Below are 22527 nucleotides of genomic sequence, written 5' to 3' on the forward strand. Positions count from 1 at the left end.
TACACACAACGAATGAATCAAAAAGTGGGTGTCCAATAATTTGGGTCCAGTGCATTGCGCCTGCAGGGTCTCATCTACCTCGCTATTCCCGTAGGAGTCCGGCCGCCCTCCGCTGCACTGCACTTTGTGGTTATATGTAAAATCCGATTCTCTGCTGTTAGCGGATAGGATGGGGCTATCATCCATTCCCCGTCCCAATATTAAGGGGTGGGGTGAAAAGAGGATACCGTTCCGTTTCGCTGCGGGAGCCCGCTTTCCACGGGGCGTGCGGTGAGCCTCCTCATACTTGCGGGGTCTCACCCTGCCCGCTATTTCCCGCTGGAGTCGTTCTCCCTCCGCTGCACTGCACTGTGTGGTGGTAGTCAGTTGGAGTTCTCTACTTAAGGGAGTTGGTGACAGGACTATCTTCATTCCCATCCAGTAGGTAGAGGGTGGAGTGAAAAGAGAGGACCGTTTCGTATCGCTGCACTATGTGATGGGGATACCATGAAGTTTCCTCATCCTTCCCCAAATCGTATGAGAAAGACTTATTCCTCACTATAAACCCACCAGTCTAAGGTTCCTTTATCTCTAATCCCGAACCAAAGAGTGGATTGAAGTGGAAGGCGCCTGACTCCAGCGGAAAAGAAGGAGTGGCAAGACCCCGCAGGCACGAGGAGGCTTGACGCCCTTCCCGCAGGAAAGCAGGCGTCTGCAGCGGAAAGGAACGGTCCCAAACCTCAGCACACTATCATGAAGGAAACCGGTTTAGGTAACGGCCAGTGTCCCCCCGAAAAACCAATCAGCTCTGATAACTGTGCAGAAGTAATAAAAACTCACCTCATCTCGAACCAAAGAGTGAATTGCAGCGGAAAGGAACGGTCCCATACCCAAGCACACTATCATGAAGGAAACCGGTTTGGGTAACGAAGAGTGTTTCCCCGATAAACCAATCAGCTCTGGTTACTTTGAAATAGATTTCAGCTTTCTCAGCCATTCACCCATATACCCGTACTTTTTCCCCACCAAAAAGGCTGTCGCTCACCACGACAGCCTTTTACCCTATTTCATTTCTTTCTACTGCTCAGCCGATGAATAATCGACGTTCCTGCGAGGTCACCTGTGATGTTGATGGCCGTGCAGCCCATGCCGACAAGGGCGTCGATGGCGGTCAGGAGGGCAACGGCTTCCATGGGAAGGCCGATTTGGGTGAAGACGGTGGCGATCATGAGGATGCCGGCTCCCGGGACGCCTGCCGTTCCAATGGATGCGAGCGTTCCGACCACTACCACAAGGGCCATATCCGTCAGGCTCAACGGATCTCCGACGACATTTGCGGCGAACACGGCGGATACGGCAATCCGGATGGCGGCCCCGTCCATGTTAATTGTTGCACCAAGGGGGAGACTCAACCCGTAGAGGCTCTTCGGGATCCCCATTTCCCTGGCGGCTTGAAGGGATAAAGGCAGGGTGCCGGTGCTGCTCTGTGTCACGAAGGCCGTGATCATGGGAGTTCGTGCCTTTGAATAAAACGAAAGGGGGTTGATCTTGACCATGACCATGGCAACGGTGTAGAGAAGCAGCTGGACGATGAGTGCGATATAAAGGACCATGATCATATTCCCGAGGGACAGGAGTGTACCCGCCCCCTGTTCTCCCACCGTTTTGGCCATGATGGCGAAAATGCCGATTGGGAGATAGTGCAGGATCGCCTTCATGATGGCGAGGCTTGCTTCATTGAGTCCCTCAATGACTTTAAAGACGTGTTCACCCAGTTCGCCGTATTCTTTCGTGGAACGCAAATAGGAGATGGCGGTCCCGAATACGATGGCGGTGAAGATGATCCCCAACAGGTTCAGCTCGGTAAAGGCCTTTATGATATTGTCGGGAATGATCGACAGGAATACGCTCTTCAAGCCGGGGTCATCGGGAACGTCGAATGACTGAGATTGATCGAGCTCCATTCCGGTCCCGGGTTGGAATATGCTCGCGACGGCTAACCCCACGATGATGGCGAAAGCGGATGAAAGAACGTAGTAGAGGAACACTTTGCTCCCCGTCTTCCCAAGTTCCTTGATGCTCGTTTGGTTCACACCTGTCATGAGTGTGAAGAGGATAAGGGGGATGATCAGGAACGACAGGAGATGGATGAGGATGTCCCCCAGGATGGATATGGAGGCGGCACGCTCTCCGAAGATTACCCCTGCGATGACCCCAAGGACCAGGGCAACGGTGATTTTCGTGATCAGGGATATGCTTTTGTATTTCGTCCATAATGACTTCATAGTTGGTCCCTCTTTTCTTACGATTGTCATCATATAAAAAAGCCCGGAGAGGGGCTTAGAATATGCTTAAATGTCGATTCTTCCCTCGGAGGATCTCAAAGACCCCGTAGAGGAACAGGCCGGCCGCCACGATGGCCAGTAGCCATTGTCCGAAAGGCTGCTGGGCAATTTCGGATAGTGCCCCGTCCAATCCCTTGGTTTTATCGGGGTCAGCCGTGATGGCGGTCCGGATGAAGAAGTATCCTACGAGAAGGAATACGATGCCTCGGGCAGTGAGACCGATTTTTCCGGTCCTTTTACTGAACTTCCACTCGTGCTTTGACATGCTTCCTTTCTTGAATTGCTTCGCGAATTTTTCTGTATAAGCCGAGTAAAGCTCGTGAAGCGCGAATCCGATGATAGCCAGCCCGATGATGCCGACAATCCATTGACCGAAAGGCTGGGAAAGGAGCTTTGCAGACATGGTCTGCTCAGAACTCGAGCCGCCTTTGGCGTGAAGGGCGATGGCAATGGCATTGAAGCCGAGGATCCCGTAAGCTGCACCCGTAAAGATGTGGGTAATCCTCCGTACGATGGATTTCCCCTGATCTCCGTGGTATTCAGGATCGGTAATGGCTTGGATTAAGCTCCAGATGACCACGCCGAGAAGTCCGATGCCGACGATCCATAATAATACCTCACCGAAAGGCTTGGATGCAATGGCTGCGAATGCGCCGTTCGAGTCAGATGTGCTTCCGCCCACTCCGAAAGCTGCCATGACGGCCAGGGCGCCAATCAGCATGTAGACGAGTCCCCTTGATATGAATCCTATGCGGGCGAACCCCCTGATCCATGGTTTGATATCCTTTGAGTTGTCCTTACCGGAAGGCAGGACCGATGTAATGTCAGCCATGGCTACTTCTTCCCTTCAGTTTGCATTTTATAAGCAATATTCCCTAAACGCAGGGTTCGAAACCATGGACGGAGCAAGTAAATGATGGTGGTTCATCCATTTCTCATTCCCCGCGAAAAAAAGGCTAAAATAGTTATAGACAACGAATGTGTCTAGGAGTAATATATCTATCATCAAAGCTGGTTGCTTTATATCATATCATCGCTTAATTCTGCAAAGAAGCGGGGGACCCGAGTTCATTAGGGGTGAATCCTTTTTAAGGTAGGGCTGCTTCCATGGCCCGAATCCGTCAGCTAACCTCGTAAGCGTAAATGGGAGTGAATGAACCTTGGAATCGTATAGACGATGGCCACAGGCTTAGTTCCTGCGGTCTTTTTTGTGCCTTCATTTAATGAATCAGCATGATTCATCATGGAAGATGAATGAACAAGTGGAAAACAACAAAAGATACGAAAATATCAGTAAAGTCAGTTGGAGGAGTACATCATGAAAAAGCAATTCGCCGTTATCGGTCTTGGAAAATTCGGGGGGAACCTGGTGGAGGAATTGAGCAGGCTTGATACAGAGGTGCTGGCAATCGATCTGCACGAAGAGGTGGTTCAGCGCTACGCGGATGTGGCGACTCACGCCGTCCAGGCCAATGCCATGGATGAGTCCGTATTGAGATCCCTCGGCCTCCGTAATTTCGATCACGTGATCGTATCATTCGGAGAAAGCGTGGAGGCGAGCATCCTGACGACACTGCTTCTGAAAGAGCTGGGTGTCAAGGAGGTCTGGGTGAAGGCGTCGAATGCGTACCATCAAAAGGTGCTTGAAAGGATCGGTGCCGACAAGGTCATCCATCCTGAACGGGACATGGCGAAAAAAATCGCTCATCATATGACATCGGAGAAAATCATCGACTACATCGAACTTTCAAAGGAGCATAGCATCGTAGAGGTCAGGGCTTCGTCCAAAGTTGCGAACCGTACGCTCATGGATCTTGACGTCCGTGCGCGGTATGGATGCAATATCATTGCCATCCATCGCGGGGATGAGGTCATTGTCTCACCGAGTGCAGACGATACGGTTGAACTGGGAGATCTGTTGATTGTGATCGGCCATAATCGCGATATCAATCGATTTGAAAAAGAAGGGGTATAACCATGAAGTACAGGGTCATCCATTTAAGTCCACCGCAGCTGCTGGTGGCAGTCTTTGCCTTTTTCATCATGGTGGGTATGGCTCTCTTGAAGCTTCCCATCTCGACGACAGAGCCGATCACGTGGCTCGAAGCCCTTTTTACGACAACCTCAGCCATGACCGTGACGGGGCTTGCCGTTGTCGATACCGGTTCCGTCTACACCATTTTCGGTCAGATTGTCGTCATGTGTCTGATCCAGCTTGGAGGGCTGGGCATCATGTCGTTCGCTGTCCTGATCGTCATGATGCTCGGGAAGAAGATCGGATTCAAGGAACGGCTGTTGCTGCAACAGTCGTTGAATCAGACCTCTGTGGGCGGGGTGATCATGCTCGTGAAATACCTTTTCACCTTTTCATTGCTGGTGGAGGGGATCGGAATGACCTTCCTTGCCACTCAATGGGTGCCCCGATACGGGTGGTCAGAAGGCTTGTTTTATAGCCTTTTCCATTCTGTTTCCGCTTTTAATAACGCCGGATTCGGTTTGTGGCCCGACAACATGATGCGATTTGTGGGGAATCCGGTCATCACCTTCACTCTATCCTTCCTTTTCATCATCGGTGGGATAGGATTCACCGTCTTGGTGGACGGGTGGAAATCACGTGCGTTTAAGAAGCTGTCCCTCCACTCGAAGATCATGATCCTGGGTACGCTTTTGATCAATGTGGTAGCAACGATCATCATCTTCGTCCTGGAGTATAACAACCCGGGTACACTGGGACCTCTTTCTCTCGGTGACAAAGGATTGGCTTCCTACTTTCAGGCCGTGACACCGAGGACCGCAGGGTTCAATACGCTTGATTATGGTGAGATGGAAAGTCCGACTCTTTTCTTTACGGTCCTTCTCATGTTCATCGGGGCAGGAAGTGCATCCACAGGTGGGGGGATCAAGCTTACGACATTCCTCATGATCCTTCTCGCGGTAGGTGCCTTCTTGAGGGATAAAAAAGAAGTCAAGATCTTCCGGCGCTCCATTGATCAAACGGTCATCCTGAAATCCCTGGCGATATCCACCCTTAGCGTCCTTTTGGTTGTAGGGGCCTTATTCATCCTTACCATCTCGGAAAAAGGAGCGGATTTCCTCACGCTATTATTCGAAGTGGTATCGGCATTCGGCACCGTCGGCTTATCCATGAATTTCAGTCCGGAGTTAAGTACCGTCGGGAAGTGGGTCATCATCTTCGTCATGTTCGCAGGGAAAATGGGTCCGTTGACCCTCGCATACTCCCTCTCGCGACCGGGTAAAGAGAAAATCCGATACCCGAAAGAAGATATCCTTACAGGATAAGGCAGCTATTGCTGCCTTATTTTTTGTGTTTGAGTGATTATTCCAAAAACAATAAGAACCCCGCAATTTTTGCGCTATCTCTTAAAATCTTACTTCGTAAGCGTTTTCTTCGTTCGTCAGGGTTGTTGACGAATGTCATGTTTCTTCATATACTTTGGAAAAATTCTGAACGATTGTGTAGGTGGTGTTTTTGTTGAAGCAAGTGTTCAATTTTTCTGCAGGTCCAGCCGTTCTTCCCCGTCCAGTATTGGAAAAAGTGCAACAGGAATTATTGAACTACGACGGGACGGGCATGTCTATCATGGAATTGAGCCATCGTTCCGGTCCGTTCGAAGAAGTCATCGAGGGGGCAGAAGCCCTGCTGAGGGAGCTTATGACCATCCCTGAAGAGTATGAAGTCCTTTTCCTTCAGGGAGGCGCTTCTCTGCAGTTTTCCATGGTCCCGATGAATCTTCTTGCTGAACATGGTGTCGCTGACTATATCGTGACGGGAAGCTGGTCGAAGAAAGCGGTCAAGGAAGCGGGAAAACTCGGAAGCATCCATCAAATTGAGTCACCGGAAGATATCCCTGCGTATACAAAAGAAGATTTCTCTCCTGATGCAGCGTACGTCCACATCACGTCCAACAATACAATAGAAGGGACAAGGTACGCCACTTATCCCGAAACAGGCGGCATTCCCCTCGTGGCGGATATGTCATCCCATATCCTGTCGGAACCGATCGATGTGTCTTCGTTCGGCCTGATTTATGCCGGGGCCCAGAAGAACCTTGGTCCATCGGGTGTCACCGTTGCGATCGTCCGCAGAGATTTCATCGGGAAAGCACCGGACACATGCCCGACCATGTTGAATTATGAAACGTACGTGAAGAACGGATCCATGTTCAATACGCCTCCTACCTTCGCTATCTATGTGCTTAAGCTCGTTCTTGAGTGGGTGAAGGAAAACGGCGGGGTGGCAGGTATGGAGGCACTCAACCGGGAGAAAGCGGGGCTGCTATATAGCTGTATCGACGAATCAAGCCTGTTCTCCAATCCTGTACCTGAAGCAAGCCGCTCACTGATGAACATCCCGTTCACCACAGACAGTGATGAACGGAACAAGCTCTTCCTGGAACAAGCGAAAGAACGCGGGTTCGAGTTCCTGAAGGGACATCGTTCCGTTGGCGGCATGCGGGCGAGCCTCTATAACGCCATGCCCCTTGAAGGAGTCAGGGCATTGGTGGATTTCATGAAAGAATTCGAAGCAGACCAAGGAGGAACATCACATGTTGACCATTAATACATTCAATGCCATCAGCCAACGGGGGTTGTCCCTTATTGAAGAAGATTTGAATTATTATCTGAACGGAAGCGGTGATCCCGATGGAATTCTTGTCAGATCCAAGAATCTCCATGACTTCGAGTTTCCACAATCTGTGAAAGCCATTGCGAGGGCCGGTGCCGGAGTGAATAATATCCCCATTGACGAGTGTACGGAAAAAGGGATTGTCGTATTCAATACGCCTGGTGCCAATGCCAATGCCGTGAAGGAACTCGTTCTTGCCAATCTCATTGCTTCTTCGAGGAATCTTTTTTCGGCGGTGGGATGGGCAAAAACCCTTCAGGAACATGGGGATGATGTGGCAGCTGTCGTGGAAGCGAAGAAGAAGGAGTTTGTAGGAAGTGAAATCAAAGGCAAGAAGCTGGGCGTCGTCGGTCTTGGGGCCATCGGTGTCCTTGTGGCCAACGATGCACTCGCCCTTGGGATGGACGTGGTTGCGTATGATCCGTTCATTTCGGTGGATGCGGCCTGGAGGCTTTCGCGCGACGTCAATCGTGCCATGCACATCGATGAAGTATGGGCGGAATGCGATTTCGTCACCCTTCATATCCCGTTGACTGATAAGACAAATCGCCTCGTGAACGAATCGAGCTTCAACAAGATGAAACAAGGAATGACCATCCTGAACTTCTCACGTGGTGAGCTGGTGGATGAGAGTACCCTCGGGCAGGCTCTCGAGTCCGGAACGGTAAGTAAGTATGTGACCGACTTCCCGAATTCCCGGGTCCTTTCCATGAAGAATGTCGTCCCCGTACCCCACCTGGGCGCTTCGACCGTGGAGTCCGAAGAAAACTGTGCCGTCATGGCGACGAAGCAGTTGAAGACCTATCTGGAAACAGGGAACATCAAGCATGCCGTGAATCTGCCTGATGTCGAGCTTCCGTACAGCGGAAAGATGAGGCTCACCGTCATGCATCAGAATATCCCGAACATGGTGGGGCAGATCACGACGGCCCTCTCCGGCTTCGCTGTCAATATTGCCGACATGATCAATCGAAGCAAAGCCACATGGGCCTACACGATGATCGATCTTGATCACGTCCTGACCGAAGAAGAGCAGGCGGGACTGAAACAGAAGATTGAAGGCATCGATGGGGTCGTATCGGTCAGATTGATTTAATATAGACCCCACAAATCCTCCCTTGCACCGTGCAGGGGGGATTTGTTTATATTCAGGTAAGCGGGGAAGTCTATGGCAAAGGGCTTCTGCCATTGGCAATACATCCGGCACATCATAGTATGCCTTAGAGAGGAGAATCGAAATGGGGATCCATCACTACTTTAAAAGTCTATCAGACCTCGAGACGCTCATCCGTTGTCCAGGTCGGTTCAAATATCATCAGCACAATGTGGCCAGCCACTCTTTCAAGGTGACGAAGATTGCACAATTTCTCGGAACCGTGGAAGAACAAGAGGGACAGGATGTCGATTGGAAGTCCCTGTATGAAAAGGCGTTGAATCATGATTATGCAGAGCTTTTCACCGGGGACATCAAGACGCCTGTGAAATATGCGTCGAAGGAACTCAGGGAACTGTTCAGCCAGGTGGAGGATCAGATGGTGAAAAAGTTCATCACAACAGAATTCCCTCCGCAATTCCATGATGTATACAGGAATCGCTTCAAAGAAGGGAAGGACGAGACACTGGAAGGCAGGATTTTATCCGTAGCCGACAAAGTTGATCTTCTGTATGAATCGTTCGGCGAGATCCAAAAAGGGAATCCGGAGCCGCTTTTTATGGAGATCTATCAGGAAGCCCTTTCGACGATCATTAAATTCAAGGAGCTTGCGAGTGTGAAATACTTCCTTGAGTACGTCTTGCCGGACATGCTGGCCGAGAAATTCATCCCCCACAGTGAATTGAAAGAGAGGACGGAACGGATTCTGTCATCAGGGGTCTGATGCCTCTTTCCAGAAGAGGGAATATCCGTTAAACTAATTGATATTCCTTCTTTAAGGAGAGTTGAATGTGTCCAAGATCATTCTGGCAGCCTTCCTGCCCGGCCTCCTCGTCGTATTCTTTTCGAGGGTGACCTATAATCGATATATCGGACTTCTCTTGACCGTGGCACTGATCGCCGCTTCCGTTTCCAAAGGATATACGGACTCCATTCTGCTGATCGTGATCGACGCAGCCAGTTTGACAGCGGGTTTTTGGTACAGCGGGCGGATGAAGGGAAAAGGGCGAAAAAGTGAATAACCGGGCATTCCCAGTAGGGAGTGCTTTTTTTGTTTTCTTGAGTTATGCACAGTTTGTATGCGTTCTCAATTTTAAAGTACACAAGAATTTTGACGAATTGTGGGTAAAGGGTCTTCTTTTCCACAGCACCATAGTGGTTATCAACAGATATATCCACAAGGTGTGTGTAAAAGTCGTCGAATGCTGTCGATTGCCAGCAGGAAGATTGTCGAACCGGAGATTGTCCACAGTTTAAGGCGTCCTGTGGAATAAAAACGAACTTTTGTTCGCTTATTGATGGTTAAATTCCGACCGATTGTGGTAAAATGGGAAGAGACGAATGGACAGTGCAAGGGATGGGTATAGACAAGCATAGAACATACTGTTCCTTACCTATAGGAGGTTTCACGGTGAAAGATCAATTCGAGCTAAAGTCTAAATACAAACCTGAAGGGGACCAGCCCCTGGCAATCAAGAAGCTGGTAGAGGGCATCAAGGAAGGCAAACGCCACCAGACGCTCCTCGGGGCGACGGGAACGGGAAAGACGTTCACCGTTTCCAATGTCATCAAGGAAGTGGAGAAGCCCACTCTTATCATTGCCCACAATAAAACGCTGGCCGGACAGCTCTACAGCGAGTTCAAGGAATTCTTTCCCGACAATGCCGTAGAGTACTTCGTAAGTTACTACGATTACTACCAGCCGGAGGCATATGTCCCTCAGACCGATACGTTCATCGAGAAGGATGCGAGCATCAATGATGAGATCGATAAGCTTCGCCACTCTGCCACCTCCGCACTGTTTGAACGGAAGGATGTCATTATCATCGCAAGTGTATCCTGTATCTACGGGTTGGGTAATCCGGAAGAATACAGGGAGCTTGTCCTGTCCCTGCGCGTTGGGATGGAAATTGAACGTAATCAGCTTTTGAGGAAGCTTGTGGATATACAATATGAACGAAATGATATCGACTTTCAGCGCGGGACGTTCAGGGTCCGCGGTGACGTGGTGGAAATCTTCCCGGCATCACGGGATGAACACTGCATGAGGGTCGAGTTTTTCGGTGATGAAATCGACCGGATCCGTGAAGTCGATGCCCTCACGGGGGAAATCATGGGTGACCGCGATCATGTCGCGATTTTCCCGGCTTCCCACTTCGTCACCCGCGAAGAGAAGATGAAGGTGGCCATCGAAAACATCGAGAAGGAGCTTGAAGAACAGCTCAAGGTCATGAGGGAGGAAGATAAGCTCCTCGAAGCACAGCGTCTGGAGCAGCGGACCCGATATGACCTTGAGATGATGAGGGAGATGGGCTTCTGTTCAGGAATCGAGAACTATTCCCGTCATCTTACGCTGAGACCGCCCGGCTCTACGCCTTACACCCTGATGGATTACTTCCCGGAAGACTTCCTCATCGTCATCGATGAGTCCCATGTGACGCTTCCGCAGGTCCGCGGTATGTTCAACGGGGACCAGGCGCGTAAAAAAGTGCTCGTGGACCACGGATTCCGCCTGCCATCCGCCATGGATAACCGTCCGTTGAAGTTCGATGAGTTCGAAGGGAAGACGAATCAGCTTCTTTACGTGTCTGCGACGCCGGGTCCTTATGAGCTTGAGCACAGTCCGGAAATGGTCGAGCAGATCATCCGTCCGACGGGTCTGCTTGATCCGATTATCGAAGTGCGTCCCATCGAAGGGCAGATCGATGACCTTATCGGTGAAATCAATGAACGGGTGGAAAAGGACGAACGTGTCCTTGTCACCACCCTCACGAAGAAGATGTCCGAGGACCTCAGTGCCTATCTGAAGGAAATCGGCATCAAGGTCCAATACCTGCATTCCGAGATCAAGACCCTGGAGCGGATCGAGATCATCCGTGATCTCCGCCTCGGAAAATATGATGTTCTCATCGGGATCAACCTCCTAAGGGAGGGGCTGGATATACCTGAAGTGTCCTTGGTGACGATACTCGACGCCGATAAGGAAGGTTTCCTCCGGTCCGAACGATCCTTGATCCAGACCATCGGACGTGCGGCCCGTAACAGCGAAGGGAAAGTCATCATGTATGCAGATAAGATGACCGATTCCATGGAGAAGGCGATCAGCGAGACGAAGCGTCGCCGGGAAATCCAGGAAGAATACAACGAGAAGCACGGCATCACCCCGACGACGATCCAGAAGGAAATCCGTGATGCCATCAAGGCCACTCGCGAAGTGGAGGATACAGAGGAGATGGACGGAGGTCGCACAAATGTGTCGAAACTGTCCAAACCGGAGAGACAAAAACTTATTGCCAGCCTAGAAGGGGAAATGAAGGAAGCGGCCAAAGCCCTCGATTTCGAACGGGCAGCCCAGCTTCGCGATACCATTCTCGAGCTGAAAGCGGAAGGATGAACGACTTATGGCGCAGGAAAATATTATTGTACAAGGAGCTCGCGCTCATAATCTTAAAAATATAGATATCACCATCCCGAGGGATAAGCTGGTCGTATTGACCGGCCTTTCGGGTTCAGGGAAATCATCCCTTGCCTTCGACACGATCTATGCGGAAGGTCAAAGGCGTTACGTGGAGTCCCTGTCTGCCTATGCCAGGCAGTTCCTCGGTCAAATGGATAAGCCGGATGTGGATGCCATTGAAGGGCTGTCACCGGCGATTTCCATCGATCAGAAGACGACGAGCCGGAATCCCCGTTCCACAGTAGGGACCGTAACCGAGATCTATGATTATCTCCGACTCCTGTATGCAAGGGTAGGGAAGCCGATCTGTCCGAATCATGGAATCGAAATTACTTCACAAACGATCGAACAGATGGTGGACCGCATCCTTGAGTATCCGGAACGCACGAAGCTACAGGTGCTTGCTCCCGTTGTATCGGGCCGCAAGGGAACTCATGCGAAGACCCTTGAGGATATCAAGAAGCAGGGATACGTAAGGGTGCGGATCGACGGAGAGGTGGAAGACCTCGGCGAAGAAATCACCCTTGAGAAAAATAAAAAGCACACCATCGAAGTCATCATCGACCGCGTCGTGGTAAAAGAGGGCGTGGCGGCCCGCCTATCGGACTCCCTTGAATCAGCACTGCGCCTTTCCGACGGTCAGGTGATCATCGATGTGATCGGGGAAGAGGAGCTTCTGTTCAGCGAGCATCATGCGTGCCCGTACTGCGGATTCTCGATTTCAGAGCTCGAACCGAGGATGTTCTCATTCAACAGTCCGTTCGGGGCATGTCCGACATGCGACGGTCTTGGAACGAAACTCGAAGTCGATAAAGAGCTTGTGATCCCGAACTGGGATAAGACCCTTGATGAGCATGCCATCGCTCCGTGGGAGCCGACAAGTTCACAGTATTACCCTTCCCTGTTGAAGGCGGTTTGTGATCATTACGGGATCCCCATGGATGTACCGGTGAAGAACCTGCCGAAGCACGATATGGACAAAATCCTTCACGGGAGCGGAAAAGACGAGATCTATTTCCGCTATGAGAATGACTTCGGTCAAGTCAGGGAGAATTACCTTCGGTTCGAAGGCGTCATGGCGAACGTGGAGAGACGTTACCGCGAGACAAGCTCCGATTACGTGCGTGAGCAGATGGAGAAATACATGGCTACACAAAACTGTCCGAGCTGCGATGGTCACAGGCTCAAGGAAGAGTCCCTCGCCGTGAAGGTCGATTCCCTTCATATCGGTCAGGTAACGGCCTTCTCGATCCAGGAAGCAGATCAATTCTTTGATGCGCTGGAACTTTCGGAGAAAGATATGCAGATCGCGAGACTTATCCTGAGGGAAATCCGCGAGCGTCTCGGTTTCCTCGTGAACGTCGGGCTTGAATACCTGACCCTCAGTCGGGCTGCCGGTACACTGTCAGGCGGGGAAGCACAGAGGATCAGGCTTGCGACCCAGATCGGTTCGCGTCTGACTGGCGTCCTCTATATCCTCGATGAGCCGTCGATCGGACTTCATCAGCGCGATAATGACAGGCTCATCGATACCCTCAAGAATATGAGGGATATCGGAAACACCCTCATCGTCGTCGAGCATGATGAAGACACGATGATGGCCGCCGACTATCTCGTCGATATCGGTCCTGGTGCAGGGGCCCACGGGGGAGAGATCATCTCGGCCGGAACCCCTCAGGAAGTCATGGATGATGACAAATCTTTGACCGGACAATACCTGTCAGGGAAGAAATTCATCCCGCTTCCGCAGGAAAGACGCAAACCGGACGGCCGTTATCTGGAGATCCTCGGAGCGAAGCAGAACAACTTGAATAACGTAAAAGTGAAGCTGCCCCTCGGTCTGTTCATGGCGGTGACTGGCGTCTCGGGTTCGGGTAAGAGTACCCTTATCAATGAGATCCTCCACAAATCCCTTGCCCAGAAGCTTCATAACGCCAAGTCGAAGCCTGGGATTCATAAAGAAATCAAGGGGATCGAGCATCTCGATAAGGTCATCGACATCGACCAATCCCCGATCGGCCGTACGCCTCGATCGAATCCAGCGACCTATACGGGGGTATTCGATGATATCCGTGACGTATTCGCTACCACGAATGAAGCGAAAGTGCGCGGTTATAAAAAAGGCCGCTTCAGCTTCAACGTGAAGGGCGGTCGCTGTGAAGCCTGCCGCGGTGACGGGATCATCAAGATCGAGATGCATTTCCTTCCTGATGTTTACGTCCCTTGTGAGGTTTGCCACGGAAAACGATATAACCGTGAAACCCTCGAAGTGAAATACAAAGATAAAAATATCGCCGATGTCCTTGAGATGACGGTGGAGGACTCCCTGCAGTTCTTCGAAAACATTCCGAAGATCAGAAGGAAGCTTCAGACCATCTATGATGTCGGCCTCGGCTACATCACCCTCGGACAGCCTGCCACGACCCTTTCCGGAGGGGAAGCGCAGCGCGTGAAGCTTGCATCCGAGCTTCATCGCCGCTCGACGGGCCGCTCCCTGTATATCCTCGACGAGCCGACGACGGGCTTGCATGTGGATGATATTTCACGTCTCCTTGTCGTCCTTCAGCGTCTTGTGGAAAACGGAGACACGGTCCTTGTCATCGAACACAACCTCGATGTCATCAAAGCCGCCGACTATCTTGTCGACCTTGGTCCTGAAGGGGGAGATAAAGGAGGCACGATCGTTGCTACCGGAACTCCTGAGAAGGTGGCCGAAGCGAAGGGGTCGTATACAGGTAAATACTTGAAACCTGTCCTCGAGCGTGAGCGCGAACGGATGAAATGGAAAGTCAGGGAAAAAGAAGGCGTGACGAACTGATAGAAGCGGAGGTGCCCGGTGCGCCTCCGTTTTATTTTTTTGTCAGGAGGGTATGGGACAGTGATGATATTTTTTTACGGGAATGAAACCTTTGGGCGCTTAAAACGTACATACTATAGAAGCAATGAATGACGGATCAGGTATAACTTTGCCTCGTCGGTTATATTCATGATAGTACTCAGATAATCTGAAAATGGGAGTTGAACGGGTATGAATGAAGAGCGTAAACGTATTTTGGATATGTTGGAGAACGGAACGATTTCTGCTCAGGAAGCCGTGGCCCTTTTGGAAGCACTGGAAAAGAAATCGGAAGAACCGAAACCGAAGGAGAAAAGCTTCGTGGATGAATTTGTTTCGATCTTCCAGGATCCGGACGATAACCACAAGCAAAAGTCGACAACATCCGGTTCGTCTAATTCCAAGGATAAAGTCGTTGATTTCATGAATACGGCCCTCAATAAGATTAAAAACTTCGATTTCGATTTCCAATGGAGTCAATCGGTCGAAGTGTCCCATGTGTTCCAGCAGCCCGAGGTATCCTTTGATAAGATCGATATTGATGTGGCGAACGGCAAGGTCGAGATCCATCCTTGGAGCGGTGGGGAGGTCCGGGTGGAATGCGACGCAAAGGTATATCGGACAGAAGACCGGGAAGAAGGCCTTAAGCAGTTCCATGATACCTCTTCCTTCTCCATTGACGGTGATACGCTTTATTTTGGCACCCAGTCCAAATGGATGAAGGTGAATGCGAAATTCTATGTGCCCGAACATCAGTATAAAAAGATCTCTGTCCGACTGTTTAACGGAGGGCTGAACGCAAACAACCTGGAAGTGGAAGATCTGAAGGCAAAGGCGGCAAACGGTAAGATCATCGTCGAGGGATTGAAGGCGAAGAGGGCCGATGTGGAAACCTCCAACGGAGCCATCACCCTCACCCGTGTCTCAGCCGAGCATGTGGAAGCAGAGTCCATCAACGGGAAGGTCCTCGTCGAAGGTGATATCCTTCATACGGATGCCCAGTCATTGAATGGGAACATCGTCTGCTCCCTGACGGGTGAGAAAGCCGATACCGTCCATGCGAAGACCGTGACGGGAAGCGTCGACTTCTACGTACCGGAGAACATCAACATATCCGGTGAAGCGAAATCGAATCTCGGTGGTTTCAAAATGGAACTTGAGGGTATCGATGTATTGGAAGAAAAAAATGAAGTGGTGCAGAAATCGATCCGCTTCTCTCGTAAAACTGCCTCTCCGGATAAGCTTCATCTCTTTGCTGAAACAAAAACCGGTTCCGTGCTCATAAAAAAGTACGAATCGAAGAATGTTAATAGCAACAAAGAGACGAACTAGAAAGAGGGTATCAACATGAAGAAAACATTGGCACGAACAAGGTCTGATAGAAAGCTGGCAGGGGTGCTCGGGGGCTTGTCGAGGACGGTGGGGATCGACCCCATCATCCTGAGGGTGGCCTTCATCCTGCTTTTGATCCCGACGGGCTTCTTCCCCCTGATCGTGGTGTATGCCCTACTTGCCTTTGTACTGCCAAATGAGGAGGATTCCATCAGATAATGAGGTGGATTATAGGTATACTTATTAATGCAGTCATCTTTATTGCATTAGCCGGTTTTTTTGAAGGATTCCAGGTGACGGGGATCGGAGCCGCCATCTTGGCGAGCATCATCCTGTCATTCTTGAATGTGCTTGTCAGGCCGATCTTGATCATCCTGACGCTGCCGGTTACGATTCTTTCCCTCGGACTATTCCTGTTTGTCATCAATGCCATCACCTTGATGCTGACGGATAAGATCATGGGAAGCAGCTTTGAAATTTCAGGATTCGGAATGGCCCTCGTGGCGAGCATCATTCTATCCGTGTGCAACCTGATCATTCAAAAAGCGGTATTCGAACCGAAACGATAAGCATAAGTAAGTGGCCCGTGCCATCATCAGGCACGGGCCGCTTTTTTGCATGCTTACCATTACCTTGCGCTTTTCCACATAATTGCTAAAATAGGTTAGAGGTACAGCAAGTTGAAGGAGGAGTAAAGAGTGGCAAAAGTGCGCACAAAAGACATCATGGATAAGTTCCATCTTGAGCTTGTAGGTGGAGAAGAAGGATTACATAGACCGATCACGATGAGTGATATTTCAAGACCCGGCCTTGAAATCGCCGGTTATTTCAACTATTATCCTGCAGAGCGGATTCAGCTCCTTGGGAAGACGGAAATCACGTTCCTTGACTTGCTAGACGACGCAGAGCGGAAAAGAAGGCTCGAATCCCTCTGTACCGATATCACCCCAGGCATCATCATCTCTAGGGAACTGGAAGTACCCCCTGAATTGATCGAAGCGGCCAATCGCTATGATGTTCCGGTCATGAGATCACCCATGAAGACGACGAGATTTTCTTCGCATCTCACGAACTACCTGGAAAGCAAGCTGGCACCGACAACGGCGATCCACGGGGTCCTTGTCGATATCTATGGAGTCGGCGTACTCATCACCGGTAAAAGCGGCGTCGGTAAAAGTGAAACCGCACTCGAACTTGTGAAACGCGGCCACCGCCTTGTTGCCGATGACTGTGTGGAAATCAGACAGGAAGATATGGATACCCTCATCGGGAATTCCCCTGATCTCATCGAGCATCTCCTTGAGATCCGTGGTCTTGGCATCATCAACGTCATGACCCTGTTCGGTGCGGGAGCCGTGAGAAGTCATAAGCGCATCACCCTTTGCATCAATCTCGAGCTTTGGGATAAAGCGAAGCAGTATGACCGCCTCGGTCTTGACGAAGAGAAAATGAAAATCATCGACACGGAAATCACGAAGCTGACGGTGCCTGTACGACCAGGACGAAATCTGGCCGTCATCATCGAAGTGGCCGCCATGAACTTCCGTTTGAAGCGGATGGGTGTGAACGCAGCCGAGCAATTCACCAATCGTCTATCAGATGTCATCGAAGACGGCGACCATGACGACATGGATTGAAAAACCGGGTCACGGGCCCGTTGACGAAGGAGAAAAACTATGAACGAGACAATCACGCCGATCGATCCCATTGCCTTTCAGCTCGGTCCCATCTCGGTCCATTGGTATGGGGTCATCATCGGCCTTGGCATCGCACTCGGGATGTATATGGTCATCCGCGAAAGCAAACGCCAGGGACTTCACCCTGATACATTCATCGATCTGCTCGTATGGGCGATCCCCATCGCCATCATCTCTGCCCGCATTTACTATGTAGCATTCGAGTGGAATAACTATTATGCCGACCATCCAGAGGACATCATCAAAATCTGGAACGGCGGGATCGCTATCCATGGAGCCCTGATCGGCTCCGTACTCACGACCATCATATTTGCCAAGGTGAAGGGACTTTCCTTCTGGAAGCTCGCCGACATTGCGGCTCCGAGTCTGATCGTCGGCCAGGCAATCGGACGCTGGGGGAACTTCATCAATCAGGAAGCCCACGGCCGTGAAGTATCACGTCAGTTCCTTGAGAATCTGCATCTGCCGAGATTCATCATTGATCAGATGTATATCGACGGATCCTACTATCACCCTACATTCTTGTATGAATCACTCTGGAATGTTGTCGTCCTCATCCTTTTGTTGATCATCCGCCGGAAGGTGAAATCACTGAGAAGGGGAGAATTGTTCCTGACGTATGTAATCGGATATTCGATCGGTCGTTTCTTCGTTGAAGGCATGCGTACGGACAGCTTGATGCTTGGAGACTTCAGATTTGCACAGGTCATTTCCATCGCTCTGATCGTTGTAGCAATCGTGACGATGATCTATAGAAGGAAAACAGGTCTCGCCAATCACTACTACGAAGAGAAAGAAAACGCAAAAAGTTAAAGGGGGAAGATAGCATGCTCGGATCGATCAGAACTGGCGGCCTCGTCGGCTTGAAAACGACCTGGTCCCTCGGGAAGGTGATCTTCCCGATCACGCTTCTCGTCTTCATTCTCCAGTACACCCCTGTCCTGCCGTGGGTCATGGACAGGATCGCTCCATTCATGAAGGTCCTCGGCCTTTCTGGGGACGCGGCGATTCCATTGGTTCTGGGGAATTTCCTGAACCTCTACGCAGGAATCGGGGGAATCCTTTCCCTGGACCTGACGGTGAAGGAAGTGTTCATCATTGCCGTCATGCTGTCTTTCTCCCATAATCTATTCATCGAATCCACTGTGGCTTCCAAAGTTGGCGTGAAGATCTGGCTGATCCTGCTCGTCAGGATCGGCCTTGCCCTCTTGTCTGCCATTGTCATCAACCTTGTATGGGATGGCGGAGCAGAGCTTGCCCAGTACGGAATGATTCCTGCGGAGCAGGCTGACCCTGATGGCTGGGGACAAATCATCCTCCTTGGACTGCAAAAAGCGGGATATGGGGTGATTCAGCTCGCCATCATCGTCATTCCCCTCATGATGATCATCCAGATCATGAAGGATCTCAAGTGGATGGATGTTTTCTCGAGATGGATGGCGCCTGTCACCCGTGCCCTCGGTATGAATGCCAACACGTCCTCCACCATGGTGACGGGTCTGGTCGTGGGTCTTGCCTACGGGGCAGGGGTCATGATCCAGGCGGTGAAAGAAGAAGGTGTAAGCAAGCGGGATGTGACCCTTGCCTTCATCTTCCTTGTTGCCTGCCATGCAGTGGTAGAGGATACGTTGATCTTCATCCCTCTTGGAATCCCGGTGTGGCCGCTGCTGGCCATACGACTCACCACGGCCATCCTGCTTACGGTGACAATCGCCTACTTCTGGCGAAAAGTCGATGTGAAGAAAGAAAAGGAGCGTCAATATGAGGAAGATTACAACCATACTGTTTGACCTGGACGGAACACTGATCGATACAAACGAACTGATCATCTCTTCGTTCCTCCACACCTTGAATCACTTTTACCCGGGTGATTATGATCGCGAGAGTGTCCTCCCGTTCATGGGGCCGCCCCTTCAAGAATCATTCGGAAAATTGAATCCGGAAAAATGTGATGACATGTGTGCCCACTACCGGGAGCACAACCGGGCGCACCACGATGAACTCGTAACGGAATTCGAAGGGGTCACGGAAACGATCGAAACCCTTCATGAAAAGGGCTACAAGCTTGCCATCGTCTCCACGAAGTCGCGTATGATGGTTATCCGCGGTCTGGAGCTCATGGGGCTGAAAACATACTTTGATGTTATCATCAGCCTTGATGAAGTGGAGCATCCGAAGCCGCATCCGGAACCTGTCCAAAAAGCATTGGAGGCGCTCGGATCCAAACCTGAGGAAGCGCTCATGGTCGGTGACAACCACCATGATATCCTTGGTGGACGGAACGCGGGAGTGCTGTCTGCAGGGGTGGCTTGGAGTGCGAAAGGCAAAACCCATCTGGAGCAGTATGAACCAGACTTCATGCTCGATACGATGAAGGACATCCTGGCGATCGTAGGGGCAGAGTGATGAGACGGACGACAAGGTACCCGGTCGAGGGAGCGAACTCCCTATGGCATGTGTACAAAACCGTCCCCTTCACCAAAGTGGTGAAGAACTTCCTTGTCATACAGGCAGCGCGGTACACCCCGTTCCTCGCCTTGAAGAACCGGCTTTACCGCACGTTCCTCAAGATGGAGATCGGGGAGCAGACGTCTTTCGCCCTGATGGTCATGCTGGACGTCATGTTCCCGGAGAAGATCTCCGTCGGCCGGAATACGGTCATCGGCTATAACACGACCATCCTTGCCCACGAGTATTTGATCAAGGAGTACCGGTTGGGGAACGTTGAGATCGGTTCCGAGGTCATGATCGGAGCAAACACGACGATCCTCCCCGGTGTCACCATCGGGGACGGAGCCATCGTGTCTGCCGGTACCCTCGTGCATAAAGATGTGCCCCCGGGTGCCTTCGTCGGAGGAAACCCCATGCGCATCATCTATACAAAAGAAGAACTCGCCGATCGCTGGAATGACGACGAGATTTATGGAACCTCCAAAACCGGAAGGGACTGATGTCCTTTCCGGTTTTTTTTGATCATGTAGATGGTGGGGGTGAGCTCAGGGACCGATAGAAGGAGTAGGGTATCTGTTGAAACGAATGAAATACGGTCATCTGTTCTGGCAAGAATGGGAGTATCCAGTTCCCGCTCCTCACGAACGGAAGTCGGTAATGAAAATCCTTGCCGGAATCAGCTTCAAATCGGTTGACGGAATCGGTAAGAAGCGCTACACTACATGTAACTTTATTTTATTAGTATATTAGCGAACTAAAGGATTGAGAAAGTTCAATTAAGGGAAAAGATCAGATACTACGTTCAAAAGGTGGTTCGTATGACAAAGCTATTCATGTTCGAAAAACCATTGGGGATGAGAGATACATTCCCTGATTTATATGAGGTGAAAGACCGTACGAAAAGCAGGATGGTGGCGGAAATGTCGCGTTGGGGTTATCGCTTCATCGAGACACCGACCCTGGAATACCACGAAACGGTCGGGGATGCTTCTGCCATCCTTGATCAACAATTGTTCAAGCTCCTGGACCAGCAGGGTCATACCCTCGTCCTGCGTCCGGATATGACGGCTCCCATCGCAAGGATCGCGGCATCCAAACTGTTGAAGGACGAGGCGCCGCTGAGGCTCGCTTATTCCGACAGCGTGTTCCGGGCCCAGCAGCGAGAAGGCGGCAGGCCGGCGGAATTTGAACAGGTGGGAATCGAGTGCATCGGTGATCCGTCCGTCAGTGCAGACGGGGAAGTGATCGCCCTGATGGTCGAAACCTTGAGGGAAGCGGGGCTGAAGCATTTCAAAGTCTCGGTCGGTCACATCGGTTTCGTCCAGGAATTGTTCAAAGGAATCGTGGGAACGGACGAGCGGGCCGATATCCTGCGCCGTTTCCTTTATGAGAAGAACTATGTCGGGTATCGCCGACACGTGGAAGACCTCTCCCTGTCTTCCATTGATAAGGAACGCCTGAAGGGATTCTTGAATCTGAGGGGAGCAGACGGTGTCCTCGAAGAAGCGGAAGCACTCCTTGAAGGCAGCAAAGGAAGGGAAGCATTGGATGAGCTCCGTGAGCTGTGGGAGATCTTGAAAGATCACGGCGTGGAGGATCATATCAAATTCGACCTCAGCCTGATAAGTCATATGAGCTACTATTCCGGCATCCTGTTCGAGGTGTACGGTGAGAACGTCGGCTTCGCCATCGGGAATGGAGGCCGCTACAATAAGCTTCTTGAGAAATTTGGGAAGGATTCAGGGGCGACGGGCTTCGGACTCCGCCTCGATTACGTACTGGAGGCCCTTCAGGTGAGCCTGGAGCGTCCGGAGCAGGAATGCATCCTGTACAGTGATGAGCGCAGGAAGGAAGCGTTCGGACTCGCCCATGAGCTGAGGGATGAAGGACGATCCGTCGTCCTGCAGAGCCTGCGTGGCGTGAGTGACGTGGATGAGTATACGAAACTATTCAACTCGGTTCATTACTGTATCGGAGCCGGCGGGAAAGGTGGTGGCATCCGATGAGTCTGACCATTGCCATGCCGAAAGGTAGAATTTTTGAAGAGGCCGTAGAGCTGTTGAGGAGAGCCGGATACGATCTGCCGCCGGAATTCGATGATTCACGGAAGCTGATCATCGAGGTGCCGGCAGAAGATCTCCGATTCATCCTCGCCAAGCCGATGGATGTACCAACTTATGTCGAACACGGTGTAGCAGACCTCGGGATTGCAGGCAAGGATGTGATGCTGGAGGAAGAACGGGATGTATACGAGCTCCTCGACCTCCGAATCAGCGACTGCTATCTGGCCGTCGCGGGACTGCCTGATACGAAGATGAGCGATGTGGCACCAAAAATCGCGACAAAATATCCGAATGTTGCCTCATCCTACTTCCGTGAACAAGGGGAGCAGGTGGAAATCATCAAGCTGAATGGTTCCATCGAGCTCGCACCGCTCATCGGACTGGCCGACCGCATCGTGGATATCGTCTCCACGGGCAGGACCTTGAAAGAAAATGGACTTGTGGAGTTCGAAACGATTGTGGATATCACATCGAGACTGATCGTCAATCCGGTGAGCTACCGGATGAAGGACGAGAAAATAGAAGACCTTGTGGACCGATTATCAAAGGTGATCGGGGAATGAAAT

At 51.0% G+C, this 22527-nt stretch carries 21 protein-coding genes and 1 riboswitch; of the genes, 19 read left to right on the top strand and 2 right to left on the bottom strand.

Features of this window, described 5'->3' with window-relative positions:
- Nucleotides 1-1046: 1046 nt before the first annotated feature.
- Complete coding sequence (locus ACNA6I_RS17255; protein ID WP_416313842.1) at nt 1047-2264, bottom strand: dicarboxylate/amino acid:cation symporter; 1218 nt, start codon at nt 2262-2264, stop codon at nt 1047-1049.
- Nucleotides 2265-2319: 55 nt separating this feature from the next.
- The gene (locus ACNA6I_RS17260; RefSeq protein WP_416313843.1) at nt 2320-3156 is read right to left on the bottom strand and encodes a DUF1206 domain-containing protein; all 837 of its coding nucleotides are present in this window, start codon (nt 3154-3156) and stop codon (nt 2320-2322) included.
- A 192-nt stretch (nt 3157-3348) separates the two neighbouring features.
- Nucleotides 3349-3479, top strand: a riboswitch (cyclic di-AMP (ydaO/yuaA leader).
- Nucleotides 3480-3642: 163 nt separating this feature from the next.
- Between ACNA6I_RS17260 and ACNA6I_RS17265 the strand changes: the two genes are divergently transcribed.
- From ACNA6I_RS17265 to hisG, 19 genes are all read left to right on the top strand, one after another.
- Nucleotides 3643-4299, top strand: coding sequence for a potassium channel family protein (locus ACNA6I_RS17265; protein WP_048006679.1), 657 nt, complete (start codon nt 3643-3645; stop codon nt 4297-4299).
- A 2-nt stretch (nt 4300-4301) separates the two neighbouring features.
- Complete coding sequence (locus tag ACNA6I_RS17270; RefSeq protein WP_048006680.1) at nt 4302-5624, top strand: TrkH family potassium uptake protein; 1323 nt, start codon at nt 4302-4304, stop codon at nt 5622-5624.
- Nucleotides 5625-5817: 193 nt separating this feature from the next.
- Nucleotides 5818-6906 (top strand): 3-phosphoserine/phosphohydroxythreonine transaminase, encoded by a 1089-nt coding sequence (gene serC / locus ACNA6I_RS17275; RefSeq protein ID WP_416313844.1) that lies wholly within the window; start codon nt 5818-5820, stop codon nt 6904-6906.
- Entirely contained in the window at nt 6893-8068 is a 1176-nt protein-coding gene (locus ACNA6I_RS17280) for a phosphoglycerate dehydrogenase (protein WP_048006682.1), read from the top strand. The genes serC and ACNA6I_RS17280 overlap by 14 nt, the downstream gene beginning before the upstream one ends.
- A gap of 142 nt (nt 8069-8210) precedes the next feature.
- Nucleotides 8211-8849 carry an HD domain-containing protein gene (locus ACNA6I_RS17285; RefSeq protein ID WP_048006683.1) on the top strand — a complete coding sequence of 213 codons (639 nt, stop codon included), beginning with the start codon at nt 8211-8213 and terminating at the stop codon, nt 8847-8849.
- Nucleotides 8850-8916: 67 nt separating this feature from the next.
- A complete protein-coding gene (locus ACNA6I_RS17290) occupies nt 8917-9147 on the top strand; it encodes a CsbA family protein (RefSeq protein ID WP_048006684.1) in 231 nt (76 codons plus the stop codon).
- 389 nt (nt 9148-9536) lie between these two features.
- Entirely contained in the window at nt 9537-11519 is a 1983-nt protein-coding gene (gene uvrB / locus ACNA6I_RS17295; protein ID WP_148796339.1) for an excinuclease ABC subunit UvrB, read from the top strand.
- A gap of 7 nt (nt 11520-11526) precedes the next feature.
- Nucleotides 11527-14400 (top strand): excinuclease ABC subunit UvrA, encoded by a 2874-nt coding sequence (gene uvrA, locus ACNA6I_RS17300; protein WP_416313845.1) that lies wholly within the window; start codon nt 11527-11529, stop codon nt 14398-14400.
- Nucleotides 14401-14610: 210 nt separating this feature from the next.
- Nucleotides 14611-15750 (top strand): DUF4097 family beta strand repeat-containing protein, encoded by a 1140-nt coding sequence (locus ACNA6I_RS17305; RefSeq protein ID WP_416313846.1) that lies wholly within the window; start codon nt 14611-14613, stop codon nt 15748-15750.
- Nucleotides 15751-15765: 15 nt separating this feature from the next.
- Entirely contained in the window at nt 15766-15969 is a 204-nt protein-coding gene (locus ACNA6I_RS17310) for a PspC domain-containing protein (RefSeq protein WP_048006688.1), read from the top strand.
- The gene (locus ACNA6I_RS17315; protein ID WP_048006689.1) at nt 15969-16319 is read left to right on the top strand and encodes a phage holin family protein; all 351 of its coding nucleotides are present in this window, start codon (nt 15969-15971) and stop codon (nt 16317-16319) included. The genes ACNA6I_RS17310 and ACNA6I_RS17315 overlap by 1 nt, the downstream gene beginning before the upstream one ends.
- A 129-nt stretch (nt 16320-16448) precedes the next feature.
- On the top strand, nt 16449-17387 hold the full coding sequence (gene hprK, locus ACNA6I_RS17320) for an HPr(Ser) kinase/phosphatase (RefSeq protein ID WP_048006690.1): 939 nt from the start codon (nt 16449-16451) through the stop codon (nt 17385-17387).
- 39 nt (nt 17388-17426) lie between these two features.
- Nucleotides 17427-18260, top strand: coding sequence for a prolipoprotein diacylglyceryl transferase (lgt, locus tag ACNA6I_RS17325; protein WP_048006691.1), 834 nt, complete (start codon nt 17427-17429; stop codon nt 18258-18260).
- Between the two features lie 14 nt (nt 18261-18274).
- Entirely contained in the window at nt 18275-19237 is a 963-nt protein-coding gene (locus ACNA6I_RS17330; protein WP_252265157.1) for a nucleoside recognition domain-containing protein, read from the top strand.
- Nucleotides 19209-19853, top strand: coding sequence for a pyrophosphatase PpaX (gene ppaX / locus ACNA6I_RS17335; RefSeq protein ID WP_416313847.1), 645 nt, complete (start codon nt 19209-19211; stop codon nt 19851-19853). The genes ACNA6I_RS17330 and ppaX overlap by 29 nt, the downstream gene beginning before the upstream one ends.
- The gene (locus ACNA6I_RS17340; protein ID WP_416313848.1) at nt 19853-20398 is read left to right on the top strand and encodes an acyltransferase; all 546 of its coding nucleotides are present in this window, start codon (nt 19853-19855) and stop codon (nt 20396-20398) included. The genes ppaX and ACNA6I_RS17340 overlap by 1 nt, the downstream gene beginning before the upstream one ends.
- A 76-nt stretch (nt 20399-20474) precedes the next feature.
- Nucleotides 20475-20648: a hypothetical protein gene (locus ACNA6I_RS17345; protein WP_370297038.1), complete on the top strand. Its 174-nt coding sequence runs from the start codon at nt 20475-20477 to the stop codon at nt 20646-20648.
- Between the two features lie 68 nt (nt 20649-20716).
- Nucleotides 20717-21904 carry an ATP phosphoribosyltransferase regulatory subunit gene (locus ACNA6I_RS17350; RefSeq protein WP_416313849.1) on the top strand — a complete coding sequence of 396 codons (1188 nt, stop codon included), beginning with the start codon at nt 20717-20719 and terminating at the stop codon, nt 21902-21904.
- Entirely contained in the window at nt 21901-22524 is a 624-nt protein-coding gene (hisG, locus tag ACNA6I_RS17355) for an ATP phosphoribosyltransferase (protein WP_048013425.1), read from the top strand. The genes ACNA6I_RS17350 and hisG overlap by 4 nt, the downstream gene beginning before the upstream one ends.
- The last annotated feature ends 3 nt before the right edge of the window (nt 22525-22527 follow it).

This window comes from Rossellomorea sp. FS2 (assembly GCF_047915635.1).
Taxonomy (GTDB): domain Bacteria; phylum Bacillota; class Bacilli; order Bacillales; family Bacillaceae_B; genus Rossellomorea; species Rossellomorea marisflavi_A.